At 58.3% G+C, this 16,772-nt stretch carries 20 protein-coding genes and 1 tRNA gene; 4 read left to right on the top strand and 17 right to left on the bottom strand.

The genetic code is table 11. The features are described from left to right. The 3 genes from ACIOWL_RS18975 to ACIOWL_RS18965 all read right to left on the bottom strand — a co-directional run bounded on the left by ACIOWL_RS18975 (position 1) and on the right by ACIOWL_RS18965 (position 2,807). Positions 1-615, bottom strand: coding sequence for a hypothetical protein (locus ACIOWL_RS18975; protein WP_400388793.1), 615 nt, complete (start codon positions 613-615; stop codon positions 1-3). A gap of 241 nt (positions 616-856) precedes the next feature. Continuing rightward, positions 857-2,068, bottom strand: a complete 1,212-nt coding sequence (locus ACIOWL_RS18970; protein ID WP_400388790.1) for an MFS transporter — start codon at positions 2,066-2,068, stop codon at positions 857-859. Between the two features lie 73 nt (positions 2,069-2,141). Further along, positions 2,142-2,807, bottom strand: coding sequence for a hypothetical protein (locus ACIOWL_RS18965; protein ID WP_400388787.1), 666 nt, complete (start codon positions 2,805-2,807; stop codon positions 2,142-2,144). Between the two features lie 113 nt (positions 2,808-2,920). Between ACIOWL_RS18965 and ACIOWL_RS18960 the strand changes: the two genes are divergently transcribed. Further along, a tRNA-Lys gene (locus tag ACIOWL_RS18960) sits at positions 2,921-2,993 on the top strand. 117 nt (positions 2,994-3,110) lie between these two features. Here ACIOWL_RS18960 and ACIOWL_RS18955 read toward each other — a convergent pair. The 3 genes from ACIOWL_RS18955 to ACIOWL_RS18945 all read right to left on the bottom strand — a co-directional run bounded on the left by ACIOWL_RS18955 (position 3,111) and on the right by ACIOWL_RS18945 (position 8,958). After that, complete coding sequence (locus ACIOWL_RS18955; RefSeq protein ID WP_400388784.1) at positions 3,111-7,667, bottom strand: phage tail tape measure protein; 4,557 nt, start codon at positions 7,665-7,667, stop codon at positions 3,111-3,113. A 99-nt stretch (positions 7,668-7,766) separates the two neighbouring features. Further along, the gene (locus tag ACIOWL_RS18950) at positions 7,767-8,267 is read right to left on the bottom strand and encodes a hypothetical protein (protein ID WP_400388781.1); all 501 of its coding nucleotides are present in this window, start codon (positions 8,265-8,267) and stop codon (positions 7,767-7,769) included. A gap of 94 nt (positions 8,268-8,361) precedes the next feature. After that, positions 8,362-8,958 (bottom strand): recombinase family protein, encoded by a 597-nt coding sequence (locus tag ACIOWL_RS18945; RefSeq protein ID WP_400388778.1) that lies wholly within the window; start codon positions 8,956-8,958, stop codon positions 8,362-8,364. Between the two features lie 178 nt (positions 8,959-9,136). Here ACIOWL_RS18945 and ACIOWL_RS18940 point away from each other — a divergent pair, with 178 nt between their 5' ends. Then, positions 9,137-9,493 carry a hypothetical protein gene (locus ACIOWL_RS18940; RefSeq protein WP_400388775.1) on the top strand — a complete coding sequence of 119 codons (357 nt, stop codon included), beginning with the start codon at positions 9,137-9,139 and terminating at the stop codon, positions 9,491-9,493. A gap of 7 nt (positions 9,494-9,500) precedes the next feature. Here the strand turns inward: ACIOWL_RS18940 and ACIOWL_RS18935 are convergent, their stop codons facing one another. The 6 genes from ACIOWL_RS18935 to ACIOWL_RS18910 all read right to left on the bottom strand — a co-directional run bounded on the left by ACIOWL_RS18935 (position 9,501) and on the right by ACIOWL_RS18910 (position 12,250). Then, positions 9,501-9,665 (bottom strand): hypothetical protein, encoded by a 165-nt coding sequence (locus tag ACIOWL_RS18935; RefSeq protein ID WP_400388772.1) that lies wholly within the window; start codon positions 9,663-9,665, stop codon positions 9,501-9,503. A 9-nt stretch (positions 9,666-9,674) separates the two neighbouring features. Continuing rightward, complete coding sequence (locus ACIOWL_RS18930; RefSeq protein WP_400388769.1) at positions 9,675-10,049, bottom strand: HK97-gp10 family putative phage morphogenesis protein; 375 nt, start codon at positions 10,047-10,049, stop codon at positions 9,675-9,677. Continuing rightward, on the bottom strand, positions 10,046-10,708 hold the full coding sequence (locus tag ACIOWL_RS18925; RefSeq protein WP_400388767.1) for a hypothetical protein: 663 nt from the start codon (positions 10,706-10,708) through the stop codon (positions 10,046-10,048). The genes ACIOWL_RS18930 and ACIOWL_RS18925 overlap by 4 nt, the downstream gene beginning before the upstream one ends. Before the next feature lie 182 nt (positions 10,709-10,890). Further along, entirely contained in the window at positions 10,891-11,433 is a 543-nt protein-coding gene (locus tag ACIOWL_RS18920; RefSeq protein ID WP_400388764.1) for a hypothetical protein, read from the bottom strand. Further along, entirely contained in the window at positions 11,430-11,789 is a 360-nt protein-coding gene (locus ACIOWL_RS18915; protein WP_400388761.1) for a hypothetical protein, read from the bottom strand. The genes ACIOWL_RS18920 and ACIOWL_RS18915 overlap by 4 nt, the downstream gene beginning before the upstream one ends. After that, a complete protein-coding gene (locus ACIOWL_RS18910) occupies positions 11,786-12,250 on the bottom strand; it encodes a hypothetical protein (protein ID WP_400388758.1) in 465 nt (154 codons plus the stop codon). Before ACIOWL_RS18910 ends, ACIOWL_RS18915 begins: the two co-directional genes overlap by 4 nt. A 747-nt stretch (positions 12,251-12,997) precedes the next feature. Here ACIOWL_RS18910 and ACIOWL_RS18905 point away from each other — a divergent pair. Both ACIOWL_RS18905 and ACIOWL_RS18900 read left to right on the top strand, forming a co-directional pair. Beyond that, positions 12,998-13,198 (top strand): helix-turn-helix domain-containing protein, encoded by a 201-nt coding sequence (locus ACIOWL_RS18905; RefSeq protein ID WP_400388755.1) that lies wholly within the window; start codon positions 12,998-13,000, stop codon positions 13,196-13,198. 701 nt (positions 13,199-13,899) lie between these two features. Further along, entirely contained in the window at positions 13,900-14,133 is a 234-nt protein-coding gene (locus ACIOWL_RS18900) for a DUF2188 domain-containing protein (RefSeq protein WP_400388752.1), read from the top strand. Positions 14,134-14,336: 203 nt separating this feature from the next. Here the strand turns inward: ACIOWL_RS18900 and ACIOWL_RS18895 are convergent, their stop codons facing one another. The 5 genes from ACIOWL_RS18895 to ACIOWL_RS18875 all read right to left on the bottom strand — a co-directional run bounded on the left by ACIOWL_RS18895 (position 14,337) and on the right by ACIOWL_RS18875 (position 16,730). Continuing rightward, the gene (locus ACIOWL_RS18895; protein ID WP_400388749.1) at positions 14,337-14,768 is read right to left on the bottom strand and encodes a helix-turn-helix domain-containing protein; all 432 of its coding nucleotides are present in this window, start codon (positions 14,766-14,768) and stop codon (positions 14,337-14,339) included. Then, positions 14,765-15,235, bottom strand: a complete 471-nt coding sequence (locus tag ACIOWL_RS18890; protein WP_400388747.1) for a hypothetical protein — start codon at positions 15,233-15,235, stop codon at positions 14,765-14,767. The genes ACIOWL_RS18895 and ACIOWL_RS18890 overlap by 4 nt, the downstream gene beginning before the upstream one ends. Continuing rightward, the gene (locus ACIOWL_RS18885) at positions 15,232-15,975 is read right to left on the bottom strand and encodes a hypothetical protein (protein WP_400388745.1); all 744 of its coding nucleotides are present in this window, start codon (positions 15,973-15,975) and stop codon (positions 15,232-15,234) included. The genes ACIOWL_RS18890 and ACIOWL_RS18885 overlap by 4 nt, the downstream gene beginning before the upstream one ends. Positions 15,976-16,197: 222 nt before the next feature. Next, positions 16,198-16,542, bottom strand: coding sequence for a hypothetical protein (locus ACIOWL_RS18880; RefSeq protein WP_400388742.1), 345 nt, complete (start codon positions 16,540-16,542; stop codon positions 16,198-16,200). A 2-nt stretch (positions 16,543-16,544) separates the two neighbouring features. Beyond that, positions 16,545-16,730, bottom strand: coding sequence for a hypothetical protein (locus ACIOWL_RS18875; protein ID WP_400388740.1), 186 nt, complete (start codon positions 16,728-16,730; stop codon positions 16,545-16,547). Between the last annotated feature and the right edge of the window lie 42 nt (positions 16,731-16,772).

The raw sequence follows: 16,772 nt of genomic DNA, 5'->3' as shown, positions 1-16,772 counted from the left end.
TTAGGACTCCTTGACCAGCACGCGGCCCAGGTGATCGGCAAACTGCCGCAAGGTATTCGAAGTGAGCAGCAGCTGGTTGGCCACCTGCTGGTGGCGGTGCATGGTGCTGGCCTTGGAAAAGGTTGAAATTTCGCCAATCCACACCAGGTGGGTGCGGGCGGCGCGTTTGGAGGCCTGCAGCATCTGCAACCAGTTGTCTTCCAGGTCATCCAAGTTGTTCAGGCGCTGGACCGAGTCGTAGGCCAGGTCGGTGAGCTGGGAAATCAGTTCAAGCTGCTCGGATGACCGTTCGGAGAGCGGGGTGGAGCCGATGTTCACAATCAGTTCGCCGGTACCGCGCAGCTGCTCCATGGTCTCGTGGAGCAACCGGGAGAGGGTGTACATGTCCTCGCGGGGAAGCGGAGAGATGTAGCTGGTGCGCAGGTGGGTCATCACGGCGTGGAGCAGGTCGTAGGCCTCCGCCTCCGCCGCGGCAAGGTCGCGTAGCTGTTGGGTGCGCCCCGCCGGGTTGCCGATCATCTCAGAGACACCGGCTACCGACCGCCGAATCGTCGCGGCAAGGTCGCGCAGCAATTCAATGCCGCGCGAGGCTGAGGGAAAGATCTGGAACTTCACTTTGTACGGCGCACCATTCGACTAGAGCTTGAGAGCAGGTAGCAACTGGGAATAGTTTACGTCGTTGAGGTAAACAGAAAATATTGGTGGTGCCGGACCGGGAACGCCTCTCGGCGGAAGGCCGCTCAGGGCGGCAGAGTTTTGGAGCCCGGGGTTACCAGCAGCCCGGCACCGATTCCTAGTTTTCTCGCTTCAAGCGCTTGCTGTCAACCGCGGGCATCGCGGCGTGCCGTTTATCACGTTAACGCCGGATCGATTTCTCGATCCCGCTGATCCCCAGCAGCGCGCAGCAAAACCAGATCGCGCCGGCCGGGCCCATGCCCGCCGCGACGGTACTCGCGAGGATCGGCAGCCCCACTTGTCCTAGGCGGTTTCCCATCAGGCGAACGGCCAGCGCGGCGCCTCGGTCTGCGGGCGCAACCGAGGTGGAGATCATGGTCATGGTCAGCGGCTGGCCTAGGCCCAAAAAGAACCCGCCGACCAGCATGGCGCTGCCGGCGATCCACAGTGAATCGATAAAGAAGGGGGCCACGGCCAGGGTCAGCGCCGCAACGTACAAGCTGGTTCTCAGCAGGGCCGGGCGGCTGAAGTGGGCGGAGAGCTGCGGAATGACCAAACGGGAGGCCACCGAGGCACAGCCTCGAATGGCCAAGAGCACACCGACCGCTACCGGTGTGACGTTATGCTGTTCGGCGACCAGCGGCAGGAATGCGGTGAGGATGTCCAGCATGGACAGCAGTGTCAGCGAGGCGAACATGTGCGAGCTCATGCCGGGCACCCGAAGGATCCCCAGCGCGGAGGTCTTGGGACGCTCGGGACTTGCCGCCGCGTTGTTTTTGTTGGTGGCAGGCTGCAAGTTCGCCAGCAACAGCGGGGTGGCAAGAATCGAGCAGGCCACACCGATCCACAGCGAGATCCCGATGCTGGCGACGCGTTCCGGGGAGTCCGGCGAGGTGCCGGTGCCCAGGATCAAGCCGGCAACCAGCGGGCCGAGGAACTGGCCTGCGGAGTAAGCGGCGGTGAACCACCCGAAACCCTTATCCAGCTCGCTGTCGGGCAGGAAACGTGCAATGGAAGACTGCCCGCCGATGGTGAACATCAGGTGTCCCATGCCCAGCACGGCGCTGGCGGCGCCAACCAACACGACATTTGGCGCCAGCGCGATACCGGCTCCGCCAAGGGCCAGCAGGATGATGCCGCCCAGCATCATGTAGCGCACCTGGCGTGTGCGCGAGGAGATGCGGCCCAGCGAAATAGCCGTCACCAGCGGGAGCAACGCATAGGCCGCGGTCACCGCGCCCACGGTCACCGGGCCGGAATCCAGGGCAATGAGTTTGTAGGTGGTGACGGGGCGGATCAGGTTCAAGGCTGTTTGGGATAACAGCGCGGTGGCGATCAGTACCAGGAGCCAGCGCAGGGTGCCCGGCGATGCGCTCTTCTCGTTCTTGGTCACGCGCCGGCCTTTCGTGGAAAAATTCTGCCTTCCCAATCCTACGGCTGGTCGGCCGGCGGGCCGTTTTTGTTGCTTAGTCCAGGGTGCCCTGACGCCATAAGCGGGCGCAGGTTTCAAGGTCGCTGGCGGTTTTATCCAGCGACCGGGCACGCAGGGTGAGGTTTGTGCCGCGCTCGCTGCTGGCCAGATCCGCGGCATCGGCGTGCTCGGTCATGCCCAGGGCAAGCACCCGGCAGTAGGCCGCGGTCCGTTCCAATGCATGAGCAAAATCACCATTGAATGCTCCGGTGAGGATCGAGCTGGTCATGTTTTTCAGCTCTTCGGCACTTGGCGGCTCGGCCACACCGGCGACGATGCGTTCAACTTCGGCCCGGTGCGCGCCGGCGGTGAACCGGGCGGCCATAACCTCGGGAGTGTTCAGGGTGGCGGCGCGCACCGCGTAGAGGCGCCACAGGGCGCCGGGCAGCGAATGCGCCGGCGCTTCGCTCCAGAGCTCGGCCAGCACCTCGATCCCTTCATCCTCCGCCACGGCGATCAGGCGCTCGGTCACCTCGGGGTCCTCATTGGCCAGCCCCCGTTGGACAAATGCTCGGGCCGATAGATGGGCGGCTTCGGATACCCGCGCAGGATCCGCCCCACCTTCATAGGGTTCAAAATCGATGGGGGCGAATGGTCGGGGTTTGTGATGTCGATACCCCGAGTCGTGGGCAGTTTTGGATCCGGAACGTGCACCTCTCATGGCGACTAGGTTACTCCCTTTTCCTATGTTCTCAGGGTGCAATGTGACATCAATCCGACCCGATTAAGCATGTGCGCCGACTTCGGGTAATATGGTTTTTGGCCGTAGGCCGTGCGCCTTTAGCTCAGCTGGTAGAGCACTGGACTTTTAATCCATTGGTCGCGGGTTCGACCCCCGCAGGGCGCACAGACAAAACCCCTCCTGACTTGGAATAATCCATGTCAGGAGGGGTTATCTTTTTGGTGAAAAATCACCTAATCCAGCGCTTACCCAGCGGAAACTCTGAACTTCGGCTGTTTTTCACTACAGCTGCGCGAGCTGGTTCGCCCTATCGATCGTCTTCGAAGCTGGCTCAGCTACCGGGTAGTAGTTCACTACCGAGATACTCGGACCAATCTTCGTAGCCGACGCCCCGTTCGACACGACGCTGCCTGGCATGAGAGCCGCCTTGAGTGTACTCGGACGGTATGCATTGACAACACCTTGGCCAAGGTCTTCGTACGCGCCGAATAGCCGGTTCTTGTTCTCGTCCAAGCCGACGATGCCGCCGTCGATGGTGTCCTTGGCGGCACCCTTGAACACCCGGGAAGGCGACTTGATACCCAAGGCACGTTTGAATGCGCCCTCGGCCTGCTTACCCAGCGAGTAGAACGCCGCATCGACAGCATCAGCTTTCGACTCCAGCCCCTTGACGAGGCTTTCGGCGGCGTTGATACCACCCTTAGACATCGCGTCAGTCAGGTAAGTGCCAGTCGCGTTCGTGTAGGAGTCCATGTCCTTGTACGCTTGGTTGATGGCTCGCATGTCGGACTTTGATCCGCCAAGCAGAGCATCCGCCGCGTACGTTCCCTCGTTCACGCCGAGTTCGATGACGTCCTGGATTACAGCCCCGCTGTAACCCTTCTTACGGAGTTCGTCGATCTTCTTCGCGAACGTCTTGTACTGGGAGACTTTTGCCCGTGCTTGGGTTTTGATGTCACCAGCTGTCAGGGGTCCGTTCTTCAACGTGTCCCACTGCATCACTGATTCGAGTGACCACTCACTGCGCAGGCCGGATGCTGCCGAGTTCTTCGCGTCTAGTAGCCGGTCGCGGGCTTCGGTGGCTTTGTCCAGTTGGGTGGTGAGCTTCTCGGAGCGCTTCTCCAATTGGATCAGCTGGTTTTCCATGCCGTACGCGGTTGACCGAAGTCGGGAGCGTTGTGTCTTGGAAAGGTCCTTGTTCTTGGACTGTTCGAACATCTGATCGACGATGGACATGCCTGAACCGCTGGTGAAGGAGTCGACGATGTCGCCACGCTTCAGGTCACGTCGCAGGTCGAAGGTTTGGTCGCTCAGACGTGCTGTGCGTTCCTTCGATTCGCGCAGTGCTTCCTTGGCGCGGTCTTCGATCTTTTTGATCCGGTCAAGGTCACGTTTCGCGGAGTCTAGCTGCCGTTTGGCGGCTTTCTTTCGCGCCGAGTCGTCTTTCTTTGAGCTGATCGCGTTGTATTGCTTCTCTTCAGCTTTGACTCGTCGTTCAGCACGTTTCCGGTCGATGGTGGCGTTAGCTGACCGCTTCGACAGGTTGCGGTCTTGCTCTTGCGACCATCCCACGCGACCACCGGTAGCAAACGCTGGTAGTGCGCCGGAGCGTGCTAGGGCGCGCATCCGTTCGACCATTCCGTGTCCACCCGCTCCGCGGACTTCACGGGCCGACCATACGTGCTCGTTGTTTGAGAGCATCGCCGGGATCGAGTCGGACGTTTCAGTGCCCGGACCGAATACGGAACCACCCGACGCGCGGGTTATGCCACCTCGTCCGCCCCGCCCAGTCGTCTCGTAAGTGACGTTGGTTGTGACCACACGAGTGTAGATCGTAGAGCTGCGGTCACGCGCGGCAGTGTTCAGTTGACCTTCGGCCGCGCCAGTGGATGCGGTCGCGAAGATCGTAGAGTTCCGATCCTTCGCGGCGTTGTCCAGCTGGTTATTGGCAGCTTTGACGATACCTTCCGCGTTGATCTTTGCGGTGCGTTTCTTACCCGCAGTCGCGTCGATCTTTTTACCTGTGGCATCAGTTCCGGTCTCGGAGACCGTGATCTGGCCGTCCGGCAACGTGGTGACGATGTAACCGAGAGCTTCGAGAGCCCCAATCACTTGCGGGCTATTCTCGTCAATGGTGACGCTACCGTCCGGAGTGGACTGCACCAGCTCGTGAATCTCAGTAAGCTTCGACGCCAAGCTGTCCGTGTTCGAATCGAATGAGATGTACACGGCGCCAGGAATCAGGTTCAAACTGTCGGCTAGCGCACCAGCAGCTTTCTCAGACATGCCCATCGCTGTAGCTGCTTGAATGAAACCTTCGCGGCCTTGGGCCATTCCCTCAGCAAGCTCCTTGGTACCTGCGCCGGCTGCCCGCTGGGCTTCCATGTAGTTCAGCGTCCGGTCAGCGATGGCGTCCAGAGCTGCTTGGTTCTCGCGGCCCTTCGCGGTATTGGTATCGAGGGTCTTGCCGTTTTTCTCCGCAGCTTCAGCCGCGGCATCGAATGATTCTTCCAAAGCTCGCAGTGACTCGCGTTCGTTCAGGACAACCAAGCCAGCATTTACGAGCGTTTCGTAGAATTTATCTACCTTCTCGGCGGCCGTTTCGAACGACGCGCCTGCATCATCTGCGGCACCTCCAGCGTCTGCCATCGCGTCTGCCGCTTCGGGTGCGGACAGCGCAATACGTCCTAGAGCAAGATCAACTAACCCAAGCTCATTGTTCGGATCGATCTGGATGCCATTCTCAGTCGCTAAGTTGGTAAGTGCCGATTTCAGTTCGGGAACATTGTTGATCAGCTTCCCGACATATTCATCGTTGAGTTGCCACGCACCCTGCAGCTCTTGTAGCTTGTCGAGGCCTAGGTCCGTTTCGCCCATGTCAAATGCCCGGGCCACAGCTTTGCCAGCTTCAGCGATCTGCAACCAGTCCTCGGAGGCACGGCGCACATCACCCATGCCAAGATTTTGCGACACCCACCGAACGAATCCGTTTTGGTCGCCAGCGTCGATCGCCTGCATGGCTGCCGCGGCACCTTCGGTGTGGGCACCGTAGTATTCCTTTACCCCCTTGATGTAGGAGTTAGGGAACATGAAATTACTGCCGCCCAGATCAAGATCCAGAGCACCTACGACATCGCCGCCGGTGGCGAGTAAGTTGAAGTAGGCTTCGACGTCGGGTCGGCCGGATCGTGCAGCTTCGTTGATCGCTTCGATGGCCATCTTGCCCACGATGATGCCAGCACCTACAGCTGTGATTCCGCCGAGGGTCTTGGCGAACAAGCCCAGAGCACGAGTGGAGCGTGGAGTGTCGATACCGAGAGCTTGCATCTTCGGAACCAAATCGCCGAGCATGCCGACGACCTTCATGCCGCCACCAACAGCCAGCGCCGAGACGCCGCCGATTCCAGCAAGAGCAGTGAACGCCGTCTGCACTGGTCCGGGTAGGTCAGAGAAAGCACCAGCCATTTTCGCGACCACATCCGAGACACCGGACACGGCTGGGAGCAATGCTGCGCCCGCCGAAATACCGGAGTCTTTGATGTTGTTCCACGCGATGCGGATCTTCGACTCGGTTGTGTTGTACCGTTGCTCTGCTTCGGCGACGAGGGCGAGGTTTTCATCCCATGCCTGCGCGCCCAGCTTCAGCGAGTCGGCAAGCAGTTCACCCGAGTTGGCTAGGGCGAGCATGACTTGGGTTTCCTCAGTGCCCTTGATGCCCATGTCCTTTAGCGTGGCGGTCACGTTGCCGCCAGCTTCATTGACTCGGTCGATGCCCTTCGACACCAAGTCGAGGGCTTCCATTGGGGAGGACCGGAACTTGGAAGCGAATTCGTCGGCGGAAACGCCGGCGACCTTCGCGAACGACTGCAGCGATTCGCCGCCTTCGTCAACGGCCGTGCGCATCTTCAGCAAGACACGGGTGGTAACACCGCCACCGAGTTCGGCTTTCACGCCCATGGATGCGAGGGTGTTGGACAAGGCCAGTACGTCAGCTTCGGACGCACCAATCGTCGCACCAGCACCAGCAATACGCTGCGACATTGACAAGATTTCGGCTTCGGTCGATGCGCCGTCGTTACCGAGTGCGACCAGAGCAGAACCGAAACGCTGCACACCCTTGGAGCCTTCACGCTCCATCGTGCCCATCACGTTCGAGATTTGCGCGATGTTCGTGGCCGCTTCCTCAGCGGTCAGGTTTGTGGACTCCCCCAAGTCGATCATCGTCTTGGTGAACCCGGTAATGTCCTTGCGGGCCACACCGAGCTGGCCAGCAGCTTCAGCTACACCAGCAATCTCTTCATGAGTGGCCGGGAGTGTGCGGGCAAGTCCACGCAGCTCGTCGGACAACTGTCTGTAACCGGCCGGGGAGTCATCTACGGTTTTCTTCACGCCAGCGAACGCGGATTCCCAGCTGATTGCGGCCTTCGCGGTTAGTGCTAGACCGCCAGCAACTGCCGCGCCACCAACCATGAGGGTCGTCGAAACGGTGTCCCAGGCTTGCTGGTGTTTCTGCGCTGTCTGTGCCATCCGGCCAATACCAGACTCCGCCTTACGGCCAGCTTCTTCAGCTTTCCGACCGGCTTCTTCGGCTTTCCGACCGGCTTCTTCGGCTTTCCTGCCAGCTGATTCTGACTTTGACCCGGCCTGTTCTTGGGCTTCACCTGCAGCCTTAGATGACTTGCCAGCATTGTCAAAACCTTTACCGGCCTTGTCAGCTTTTTTCCCGGCTTTTTCTGACTCTTCACCGGCTCGCTTCGCTGATTGAACAACAGCTTCCATATCGCGTTTGAACGCACCGATCTCGGCGCGAACGCGAACGACAAGGTTCTGATCCGCCAAAGCTACACCTCCATATTCAGTTATGTTTTTGGGTACGAAAAAGCCCGTCGGCATATCCGATTTTTCGGAAGCGCCAACGGGCTCAGTGCTTTCTAGTGATTAGTGTGTTGGGTAGTAGTAGATCCACTTTTTGTTCTGTGGATCTCGGGTGTTGCACAGGTGATGGCCGAACCCCATGCGGTTGGAAGATTCAAATTCGACTGCATTGCACTCTTCATCCCAGTATTGGGGGTCCTTTGCCGTGCATTCGGTGCCTCGTTCGAGGTGAACGATTGCGTGGCCGAGAATTTCGTAGTCCGACAATTTGCCGTGGTAGCGCGAACTGAATTCTCGCAGCACAGTCATTTGCACGAATGGCAGAAGCTCGAAGTCGTAGCCTGGAACGGTCGTGCGAATTTCGTAGGAGAATAAGCCTTCTCCTGAGATGTCCTCGGCGTTGTCTGTGTAGGTCACGCGCCCGATGTACTGCGACTTGAGGAGCTCATGCTCAAGGTTCCAAGCGTTGAAGTTCCACCAGCGGGCCGAACGGCAGGTCTTAATGGTTGTGACTGGTGCAGGGGTGTATTGAGAGGTTGGCGCGGTGAGCGTAGAATTAGTCATTATCCTGACTTTCTCGTGAGGGTGATGATGCGGTGCCGGTTGATCTGTAGCGGAGATCCGGCATCGCTTTTCTATATGGGGTAGCTACCCCGGGTTAGGTTGTCGATTTCTCGACGGTGTCGTTCATGTTGAGCAGCCGGTACATCGTGGAAACACTCACGCCGGCAGCTTGCGCAATAACTTGTGGTTTGTGCCCTTCGCTGTGCATTTGCTTGATCAGGGAGACCTTTTCCGCGTCGTACTTCCGAGGCCGACCGCCGAGCTTGCCGCGTTCCCTGGCGGACTGCAAACCCTTAGCCGTGCGCTCCTGGATCAGTCCGCGTTCGAACTCTGCCAGCGAAGCGAAGATGTTGAATACTAGCTGGCCATTGATGTTGCTGGTGTCGATGCCCTCCTGCAGAGATCGGAAACCGACCTCTTGTGATTTGAGGTCGTTCACGAGCTCCACGAGGTGTCGCATGGACCGCCCGAGCCTGTCTAGCCTGGTTACCAGTACCGTGTCGCCGGGGCGGAGGTATCCGAGCATCTCGTCCAGTGCAGGGCGCTGGGCTTTCGCGCCACTGATACCGCGGTCCGTGAAGATCTTGAATGCGCCAGCTTCGGTGAGTGCGCGTTCTTGATGCTCTAGCGATGTGCCGTGTACGGCCTGTTTGGCTGTGCTGACACGAGCGTAGCCGATTAGATTCGCCATGCCTTCTCCAAGTAACTCGTTGGTCCGTTTTGCTTATGGGAATAGCTTACGGGAACGAGTTGTGAGAGTGCAATAGGTTTTAGGAAAAACTTTTGAGAACGAGAAAAGCCGTTCTTACCAAGCCAAGACTTTCGGAAACGGGAAACGTCCGCGGGACCATCGAACGTACCTTGGTTGCATGACTAACACAGAGAACACGCAAGATGCCGACGAGCTGTTGCCTATCATCGGAAGCACGCGAACGCTCAACCTCACCCGTGGCCAACACAAGGCCCTGATATCGAAGTTGTCGCTCGCCTACGCGGAGTCCCTCGGCGACCGCGAGTCGATGGTGCGGATCCTTGAAGACCTGGCAGCCCGCATGCAAATCACAGATCGAGTCGCGTTCAACGAGCTGCAGGCGCGTACAGTCGATGCGATTGAACGCGCGTACGCTGCGGATCCTGACATCGCTTCGGCAAGCTTGGCCACCAGTCGGAATGCGTTCTACCTGCTTCGTCACCGTCAGTTGGAGCGGGCCTGGGTGACCGTCTGAACGGCGACTATGCTTCGTTGCCAGGTTGAGCGTTCACGCCAGCCGCGGCCCCGTGGAGGTACGAAATACCCTGGGCGTTGACACCCAGGGTTTTCGCGTATTCAGGGTCTGTTTCGAGCAGTGAGGTGACCTCGTTGATGATGGTCTCGACTTGTTCGTTCTTGTCGCTCATGTCACCACCTTATATCTTGCTGACGAGTTGCTGCATCGCGGCCAAGAACGCCGGCTCGTGCTTCGCGGATGCTGGGCCCATGAACGGTCGTGCGGTCATGCGGCTGGTCCCGAATTCTAGGTACTTCGCATACTTAGTCCCGGCAACGACATCGGCCCCAATGGTCACTGAGCTTCGAGATGCACCCCGGCTCGGTTGGGTGTTGATCGACGAGCGGAGATTGCCAGTATCAACGGGGACGATGGCCTTTGCGGTTGCTTCGATATCTTTCGCCGTCTTGTTCACCACGCTTTGAGTTTGGCTGGGCACTTTCTGCACGACCGCCAGTAGTTCATTGGCGAACGTCACTAGTTCGGATGTATCGAAATCAATATTGAAGCTCACGGGCTGACCTCTTGCCCTAGCCCTGCGGTTTTGGCGGCGCGGACGCTGGCCGGCACATGCTTAGCTGGGTTGAAACGCTGGCCAACGCCTGGGAGGTCACCCATGCCGTACGCGTTGTCTCGGATCTTCCCGGTTTCGAGGAATTCACGGATGACGTGGGCGCGCAGTTTGTGGTCATCTGCCACGAACTGCAGCTTTTGCGTTTTCGTGGTTTGTTCACAGTTGAACGAGTAGTCGATGTTGCCGTGTTCATCGCGTACCAGCTGGAGTCGGTATTCGGCGCCTTCGAGCTCCTGGAGCGCGTCCATGACCGTCTTGACCTTTGCCTCGTGCTTGGCGACGACCTTTTCAGCTTCGGCGGCTTTCTTGTCCTCGTCTTTCGCTTCCGCTTCGAGCATGTCGCGGTGCTTGCCTAGGGTCTTGGCGCGGGCGGCTTCGATGGCTCGGGCGTAGACGTTGATCTGGGCGGTGAGCGTGCCGACTTTGAACGCGTGTGTCTCGGCCTTCGCTGGGTCCTCCAGGATCTCGTCCATTGCCGTTGATTCGAGTTGTGTGAGTTCGGCGATGGCGTTCGCGTGCTTGGTCTCCCACTCGGCAATGGCCGCGTTGGCGTCCGCGAGTGCTTTGGTGGTGCTTTCGAGGGTCTGGAAAAGTGCCATGGGTTATCCCTTCCGGCGGTAGTAGTTCGTGTTGAGTTTGATCTGTTGGATTCGGGCTTCGATCTTGTCTAGCTGGATCTCCTCGTTGGCCCTGAGCTGATCGAATAATGCTTGGGCGCGGGCCCGCCGTTGCTTCGGACTGACCCGCGCCCCCCATGCGCGGATGCGAGCTGGCACATCTTTCACGGCCCGTTGGCTCCGTCGGTGATGTTCTGCGCTCGTTGTGCGGCGATCTGCGCTTCGAGAAGTTCTGCTTCCCGGGTGCGTTCGTTTGCGCGCCGGTCGAAGATAGGGATTAGGAAATCGTAGACGTACGCAGCTGCGCACTTGCGGTGCAGGCGGCGGGCACGCTGTCGCAGTTCGAAGAACATCCGGCGTGGCATCCAGAACGGACGGATTGCTGCGAGAGCGCTGGAGCGTGCGCAGATCTCCTCCGTGTAGTTATCCACAATCTGCTCGGTTCCGTCTTCCACTGCCTGGTTGAGCATGAGATCGTGATGCAGGCACACGCCGGAATCCTTGCGCAAACCGGTGGGCAAGACCGTTTCAGTGCGGGTATGGATTCCAAGGACCAGGCACATTTCGCACTTGCCAGTTGCTAGCCCGTTCGGCGCGTGCTCAGCGTCAATCTCCGCGCCCGGCCGTGTCCGGAAGATCGGACCCAGCAGCGGGTGAACCTTCCCGGCTAGCTCCAGCATCCAAACGGTAACCTTGTTCCGCTTCATCGAGAGGCCTCTTTGACCGCGACAGCAACTGTTTCATTCCACGCTCGTTGTTCTTCCAGCTGCTCTACCACGATCTGATGTTTGACCTCAGCAACGGTTCTGAGTCGGGTATCAACCATGAAGTGCAGCTTGCTGCGGTCATCGAGATTCGAGAATGACTCGATATGCGAAGCGGGGAGTCGTTCTGATTGTTCCCCCATGAGGACGCGCGTTTGCTCATGGCTCATTTCTAGAGCTTCACAGAGCCTTGCGATGATGTACCGGGACATTAGTGCGGATTCTTGATTGATACGAACATCCAAATCACCATTCGGCAGAGGTTTGACGTTCCATGCAGGGCTTTGTTTGGCGTTCACGCCTGACCTCCGCAGATGTTGTTAGCGAGGCGTTCTGCCTTGTGCGACGTGAATTCGAGGCGGTTGACCTCGTTTGAGGTTTGCGCTGCGGCTTCGTGGTAGAGCTTCATGATTTCTCGGTCTGCGTAGACTTCAGCGGCTCGGGGTGTGGCGGCCGTGTTTTGGCGCATGAACGCGAGCCGGATGGCTTCAGCTGCGACTTCGACGCTGATCTGTGCGACGTAGAGATGGTCTTTTTCTGACTCGGTGGTGGTTCCAGAACCGAGCCCGGTCAGGTGGAAGCTCTTGTCGACGAGCATACGGGTGTGCAGTCGTTCTTCGAGTGGTTTGGTCCCGCGGCCTGTCATCCTGATGCGACACTCTGCCGCAGCTGCTTGCGCCGCTTCAGTGACGACTGGACCTTCAGGGCGGAGAGCTTCCAGCGTTTCGTGCACACGTGATTCTCTGGCTTGATTCGCCATGGTTTTACCTGCTTTCTGATGTTGCGCGTGGGGTGTCGGTTTGGGCCTTTGCTTGGGATTCGGCTTCGGCTCGCTTGCGTTTCTGGTATCCGATGTCGTGTTTCTGCTTTCCCAAATTGGGCCTACCTTCGATTCCGTGGATGGTGTGGCGGGGCCGGGGGAATCCCCATTCAGCCGAACGGCCCCGCCAGGTCTTTGAAAAAAGGGTGGGGCCACCACCCGCGTGACGCGGAAAGCTGGCGTGGTGGCCCCTGGGGAAGATGCTCCGAAAGGACAGTTCCGGCATCTTGGTTTCAATGTAGGGGACAGCGTCTGCCCCCGGTTTCCGGTTTCTGAAAGAGTGTGGGGCCACTGCTGTCGGCAATCGAAGTTGCCGGATCCCGGCGCAGTGGCCCGGTAGACGTCCTCCGAAAGGAGATAACAAGGACATCTTGGTTCCACGCTAAGGTGCATCGCATGCCCTGTGTTTCCGATTTCCGGTAAGGGTGTAGGGCCACCGTGTTCTGGCGACTGTTGGTGTTGCTCGTCCGGTGGCCCCTATGATGCCTACCAAGAAAGTGTGGGTCATGCCCGGCCCAAGTGCGGCATCATGATTTGATCATGCCGTCAGCGACAAGTGGTCGGTTTCTGATTTCCGAATCAGCGTTGCCGCTAGATTGAGTGGATACAGGAATGTCATTCTGATCAAAAGATAGTTTCACCTCGACGTCCGGGTTTCCGGTTTCCGAATTTTGGAAGGACTCACGAATGGCTGAACCTGATATGACCGTGGAGGAAGTCGCGGCCGAGCTGCGACAGTCCACCACGATGGTCCGCAAGCTCGCCAACCGGGGCAAATTCCCCGGCGCATACAAGGGCGGCACCGGCGGACGAACCTCAGCCTGGCGTATACCCCGGGCTGCATTGGACAAGTACCGGAACTCCCAACCACACGGCTACCGGATGTGAAAACCGAGAAATGGCTTACAACCAATGACTTCGACGAATTTGCAGATGTCTCGCTCAGAGTGCAGGTTGAGGGAGGCGCAACGCTCCGAAGAACGTCGAATACTAAGTAATTTTATGTTTTACATCCGATAACCCAAGCTGTGGGCAAATCATGAGCGACCGCGAGAAATCAAGGTTAAACCAGGGGCCGCTATCCACAATTCCTGTGGACTGTGCTGTGGGGGGATGACTTAGCTGTAATACATCATCTTGTGGCCGCTTGACCGACCAGACACAAGATGTAGGATTAACCCAGATCGGAGAAAGTTTCGAGTTATCGCTGGAAACTTTTTTGAAGGTCAAAAAAATAGGTCGAGAAGGCGGCAACCTTCTCGACCTCAATAACCGAAAACTAGGAACAGGTACGTACGCTAAGTCTCGGGTAACTTCTTATGGTTCGAAGTTTCTCCAGCTTAGGAGTGTCGGCTCGCCGATGTCAATTGAAAAGGCATTGGGAGACTTGCGTAACGCCCTGTTTTGGACAACGTTCAGAAGGGTCAAGTGAATAAGGTGGCAACTCGTCGCATCCGTATCCGGATCAAGCGTACGATCCGCATCCAGCCAGTCCGCGGCTAGCCGGATCTGTCTTCCTCGTCGGGTGATCGTAACGCACTCACTACTTTGACCCGACACCTCATTCCTAAGTATGAAAGGTGAAGCAATTGGCTTCCAACAACTACAATATCTACAAGACTGATAACGGCTGGGCTATCAAGGGCCAGAACAATTCGCGGGTTTCGCAGTATGCTGATACCCAGCAGCAGGCATATGGACGCACTCGGGAGATCGTTGGCAACCTCGGAGGCGGCGAGATTAGCATCCACGGTCGCAATGGTCAGATTCGCGCCAAGAACACCATTCCCAACGGGAACGACCCTCGCAGCATCAAGGGTTAGTTCCTAAGAACTGATGGTCACTGGGCATACGTCAGGTGGCCATCAGTTCTCCCAAAATCTGTGGATAAGTGAGAACTGCTTGATGCCAGTCGCGAACTGACATCTTCGGGATCATGGGCGCTGATAGTGGCTCCCGTAATTCGTCTCAAAACTCAAACGGGGCCAGCTCGCAAAAGCTGGCCCCGTTTGTGGGTTGTTGGGAGTCAAGCGGCTTTCAACTGGAGCTGCAGGGCGAACTCTTCAACGCTGGCCTTGTCGTACTCCCAGGTTCGTCCGTCTTTCTTTCGGCCGGTGATGTCGCCCGCGGCCCGGTAGTTGGAGACCATCCTTGGCCCCTTGCCGAGTATCTCCGCTGCTTCCTTCGCCGTAATCCACTCCTCTGAGCTTTTGCAGGACGTGACAGGCGGCCTAGCAGGGGCTTCCGGCTCTCTCTGTGCATCCGCGTAGATTTTGGCCCCGGAGCGAAGGCTGGAGATGCTTTCGTGTACGCGTCTGGTCAGAACCGGGTCCGTGTTGGCGCGGAACATGCGGCGGATCTTGTCGGGGCCGATCATTTCGATGATCGCAAAGCTAACCTCTGGAGTGATGACGGACCTGTAGTCTCTGAGCAAGTTGAGGTCGTGGAATCCGGTCACTCTGCGCTCCTTTTGCTGGCGCCTACCCCTACGGGGTTGGGTTGTTCGTTGTCGATCGCGTCGAGGTGGTCTTTGTTGTGTCCGGTTCCGGCGAGTAGGTAGGGGCGTTCGCGTGCGATGGGGGTGAGGTTGCGGAAGTGCCGGCGCAGGTCCTCATTTTGGCGCCGGTAGTTCTCGATTTGGGACTTATAGTGTTGAGCGTGGCCCTGCCAAAAAGTGATTTCCTCGGTGATGCTGTTGTCGTCTGCGAGCCCGAGGGTCTCGCAGGTGGCGAGCACGATGGTCAGGGGTGGGATTCTGAATGCTCGTGCGATGGCTCGGATGGTTTCAGGCTTGGGGAAGGCTGCGACTGGTTTGGTGGCGAGGAGGCTGAGTTGGCTTGCGCTGAGTTTGCCGCGGCTGTTTTCGGCGATTGCGCGCTTGCTGCGACCTTCGGTGTGGGTTTGGACGAGCTCTTGGAGGTTCACGCGGATTTCTCACTTTCTGCTTGCATCATGGGTTTGAGTGCAGCCAATTGACGTTGGCGTTCTTGCTCCGGGGTGCGTGGTTCGTCGTCGTCCAAGAATTCGGCTTCGCGTGCGGTAGTGAGTTGAGAGACCGACTGGATTTTCTCCTCCATATATTCATTAGTTGGATCCTCCTTACTCCTTGGCCCCACAGTTTTTGTGGGGTGTTGCCCCACAGTTTCCTTGGATAATGCCCCACAAGTTTTGTGTTTATGCCCCACAGTTTCCTTGGATGGATGCCCCACAAGTTTTGTGGGGCTACTGCGGTTATCCACAGGCTCCCAAGCCATCCGGAGGTATTTATCGACACGTACTCGTTCGATCGGCTTGTACGAGATGCCGGGGTCCAAGCAGAGAGCGTAGTCATTCGAGCGCGACCTGTGCGCGTCGTTGCTGGACACCACTGCGCCAGCTTTCCCTAGAGCCGTCAAGATGCGCCGAACCTTCTCTTCTACGGCCTTCGCTTTGCGTTGCTGTGTCCTCTGCGCATCCTCATCGTCAACGGGCGCATATCGGTTCCGCAGGGCGTTTCCGTCTTCACCTAATGCGTCGGCCAGAGCAGCAGATCCCCCAAAATAGACAGGGGGCGCGTCTGCATCTAGAGCGACGTTTGCCATGTAGATTAGTGCGAGCTTCTCCAGAGGCGTCAGGGAACTGTCGGCCCAGTGGATGAACACTTTGGCTACGTTGGACGCTCCCACATAATCACCTTCTCCGTAGGGGCCGATTTCGGGGCAGTGGCGCTCGTTGGTTCAGCTGGCCATCGCTAAAGGCCTCGTCTATCAGCTCGTTGATTTCTGCCACCCGGATAACTCCGTCTGGGTCGGCAAATTGCAGCAGGATCAACGCCATACGCCGCTCGTCCGGTCCAAGTTTGGGGTTGCGGAGAATGCCATCGGCGATAGCCGGCCTGAGGTCCTGGGTCACGGGGTTCCTTCCTGATGCTGCTGCCATATCCTGATGGGCCGCTCTGTGCCTTCCCTGTCGTGGTGTGAAGTCCAGCCGGCGCAGGCGGCGATCTTCCGCCGCTGAATGCCAGCGACCAGAGATCCCCAATAGTTCGGGTGCTCAGGTTCGGGCAGGCCCTGACGTTTCAGATCTTCGACGGTAAACGCGCGGCCGGTGTCTGCGAGTTCGCGGGCGAGCCTTAGGCCGTGATCACGCCATGTCTCGGGCATGTTCGCAAATGCTGCCTGGATGCCGCGCGGCGCGCCCGGCAAATGGCTACGCTCATCGATTCTCAGGAGACGGTCTAGCTGGTCGGTCACGGTTATTCGCCTCCTAGGAAGTCGAGGATGTCGTGGGTGTCGACTATCTGAAGTACGCCGTAGTTTTCCCATGCCCCGTCGACTAGATGCCATTCCAAAACGTAGTCACTGTCGGGGCGAACGCAGTGCACGGTGACGCCGGTATCGCGCCGGTGGTCCCAGAAATTTTGCCGGTCAGCGAACTTCACGTTGCAGATGCTGCAGAGTACAGGCGGCGTGTGCGGTGTCAT

Source organism: Glutamicibacter sp. NPDC087344 (genome assembly GCF_044744225.1).
Taxonomy (GTDB): Bacteria; Actinomycetota; Actinomycetes; order Actinomycetales; family Micrococcaceae; genus Glutamicibacter.
This window is presented reverse-complemented; position numbering and strand designations above follow the sequence as displayed.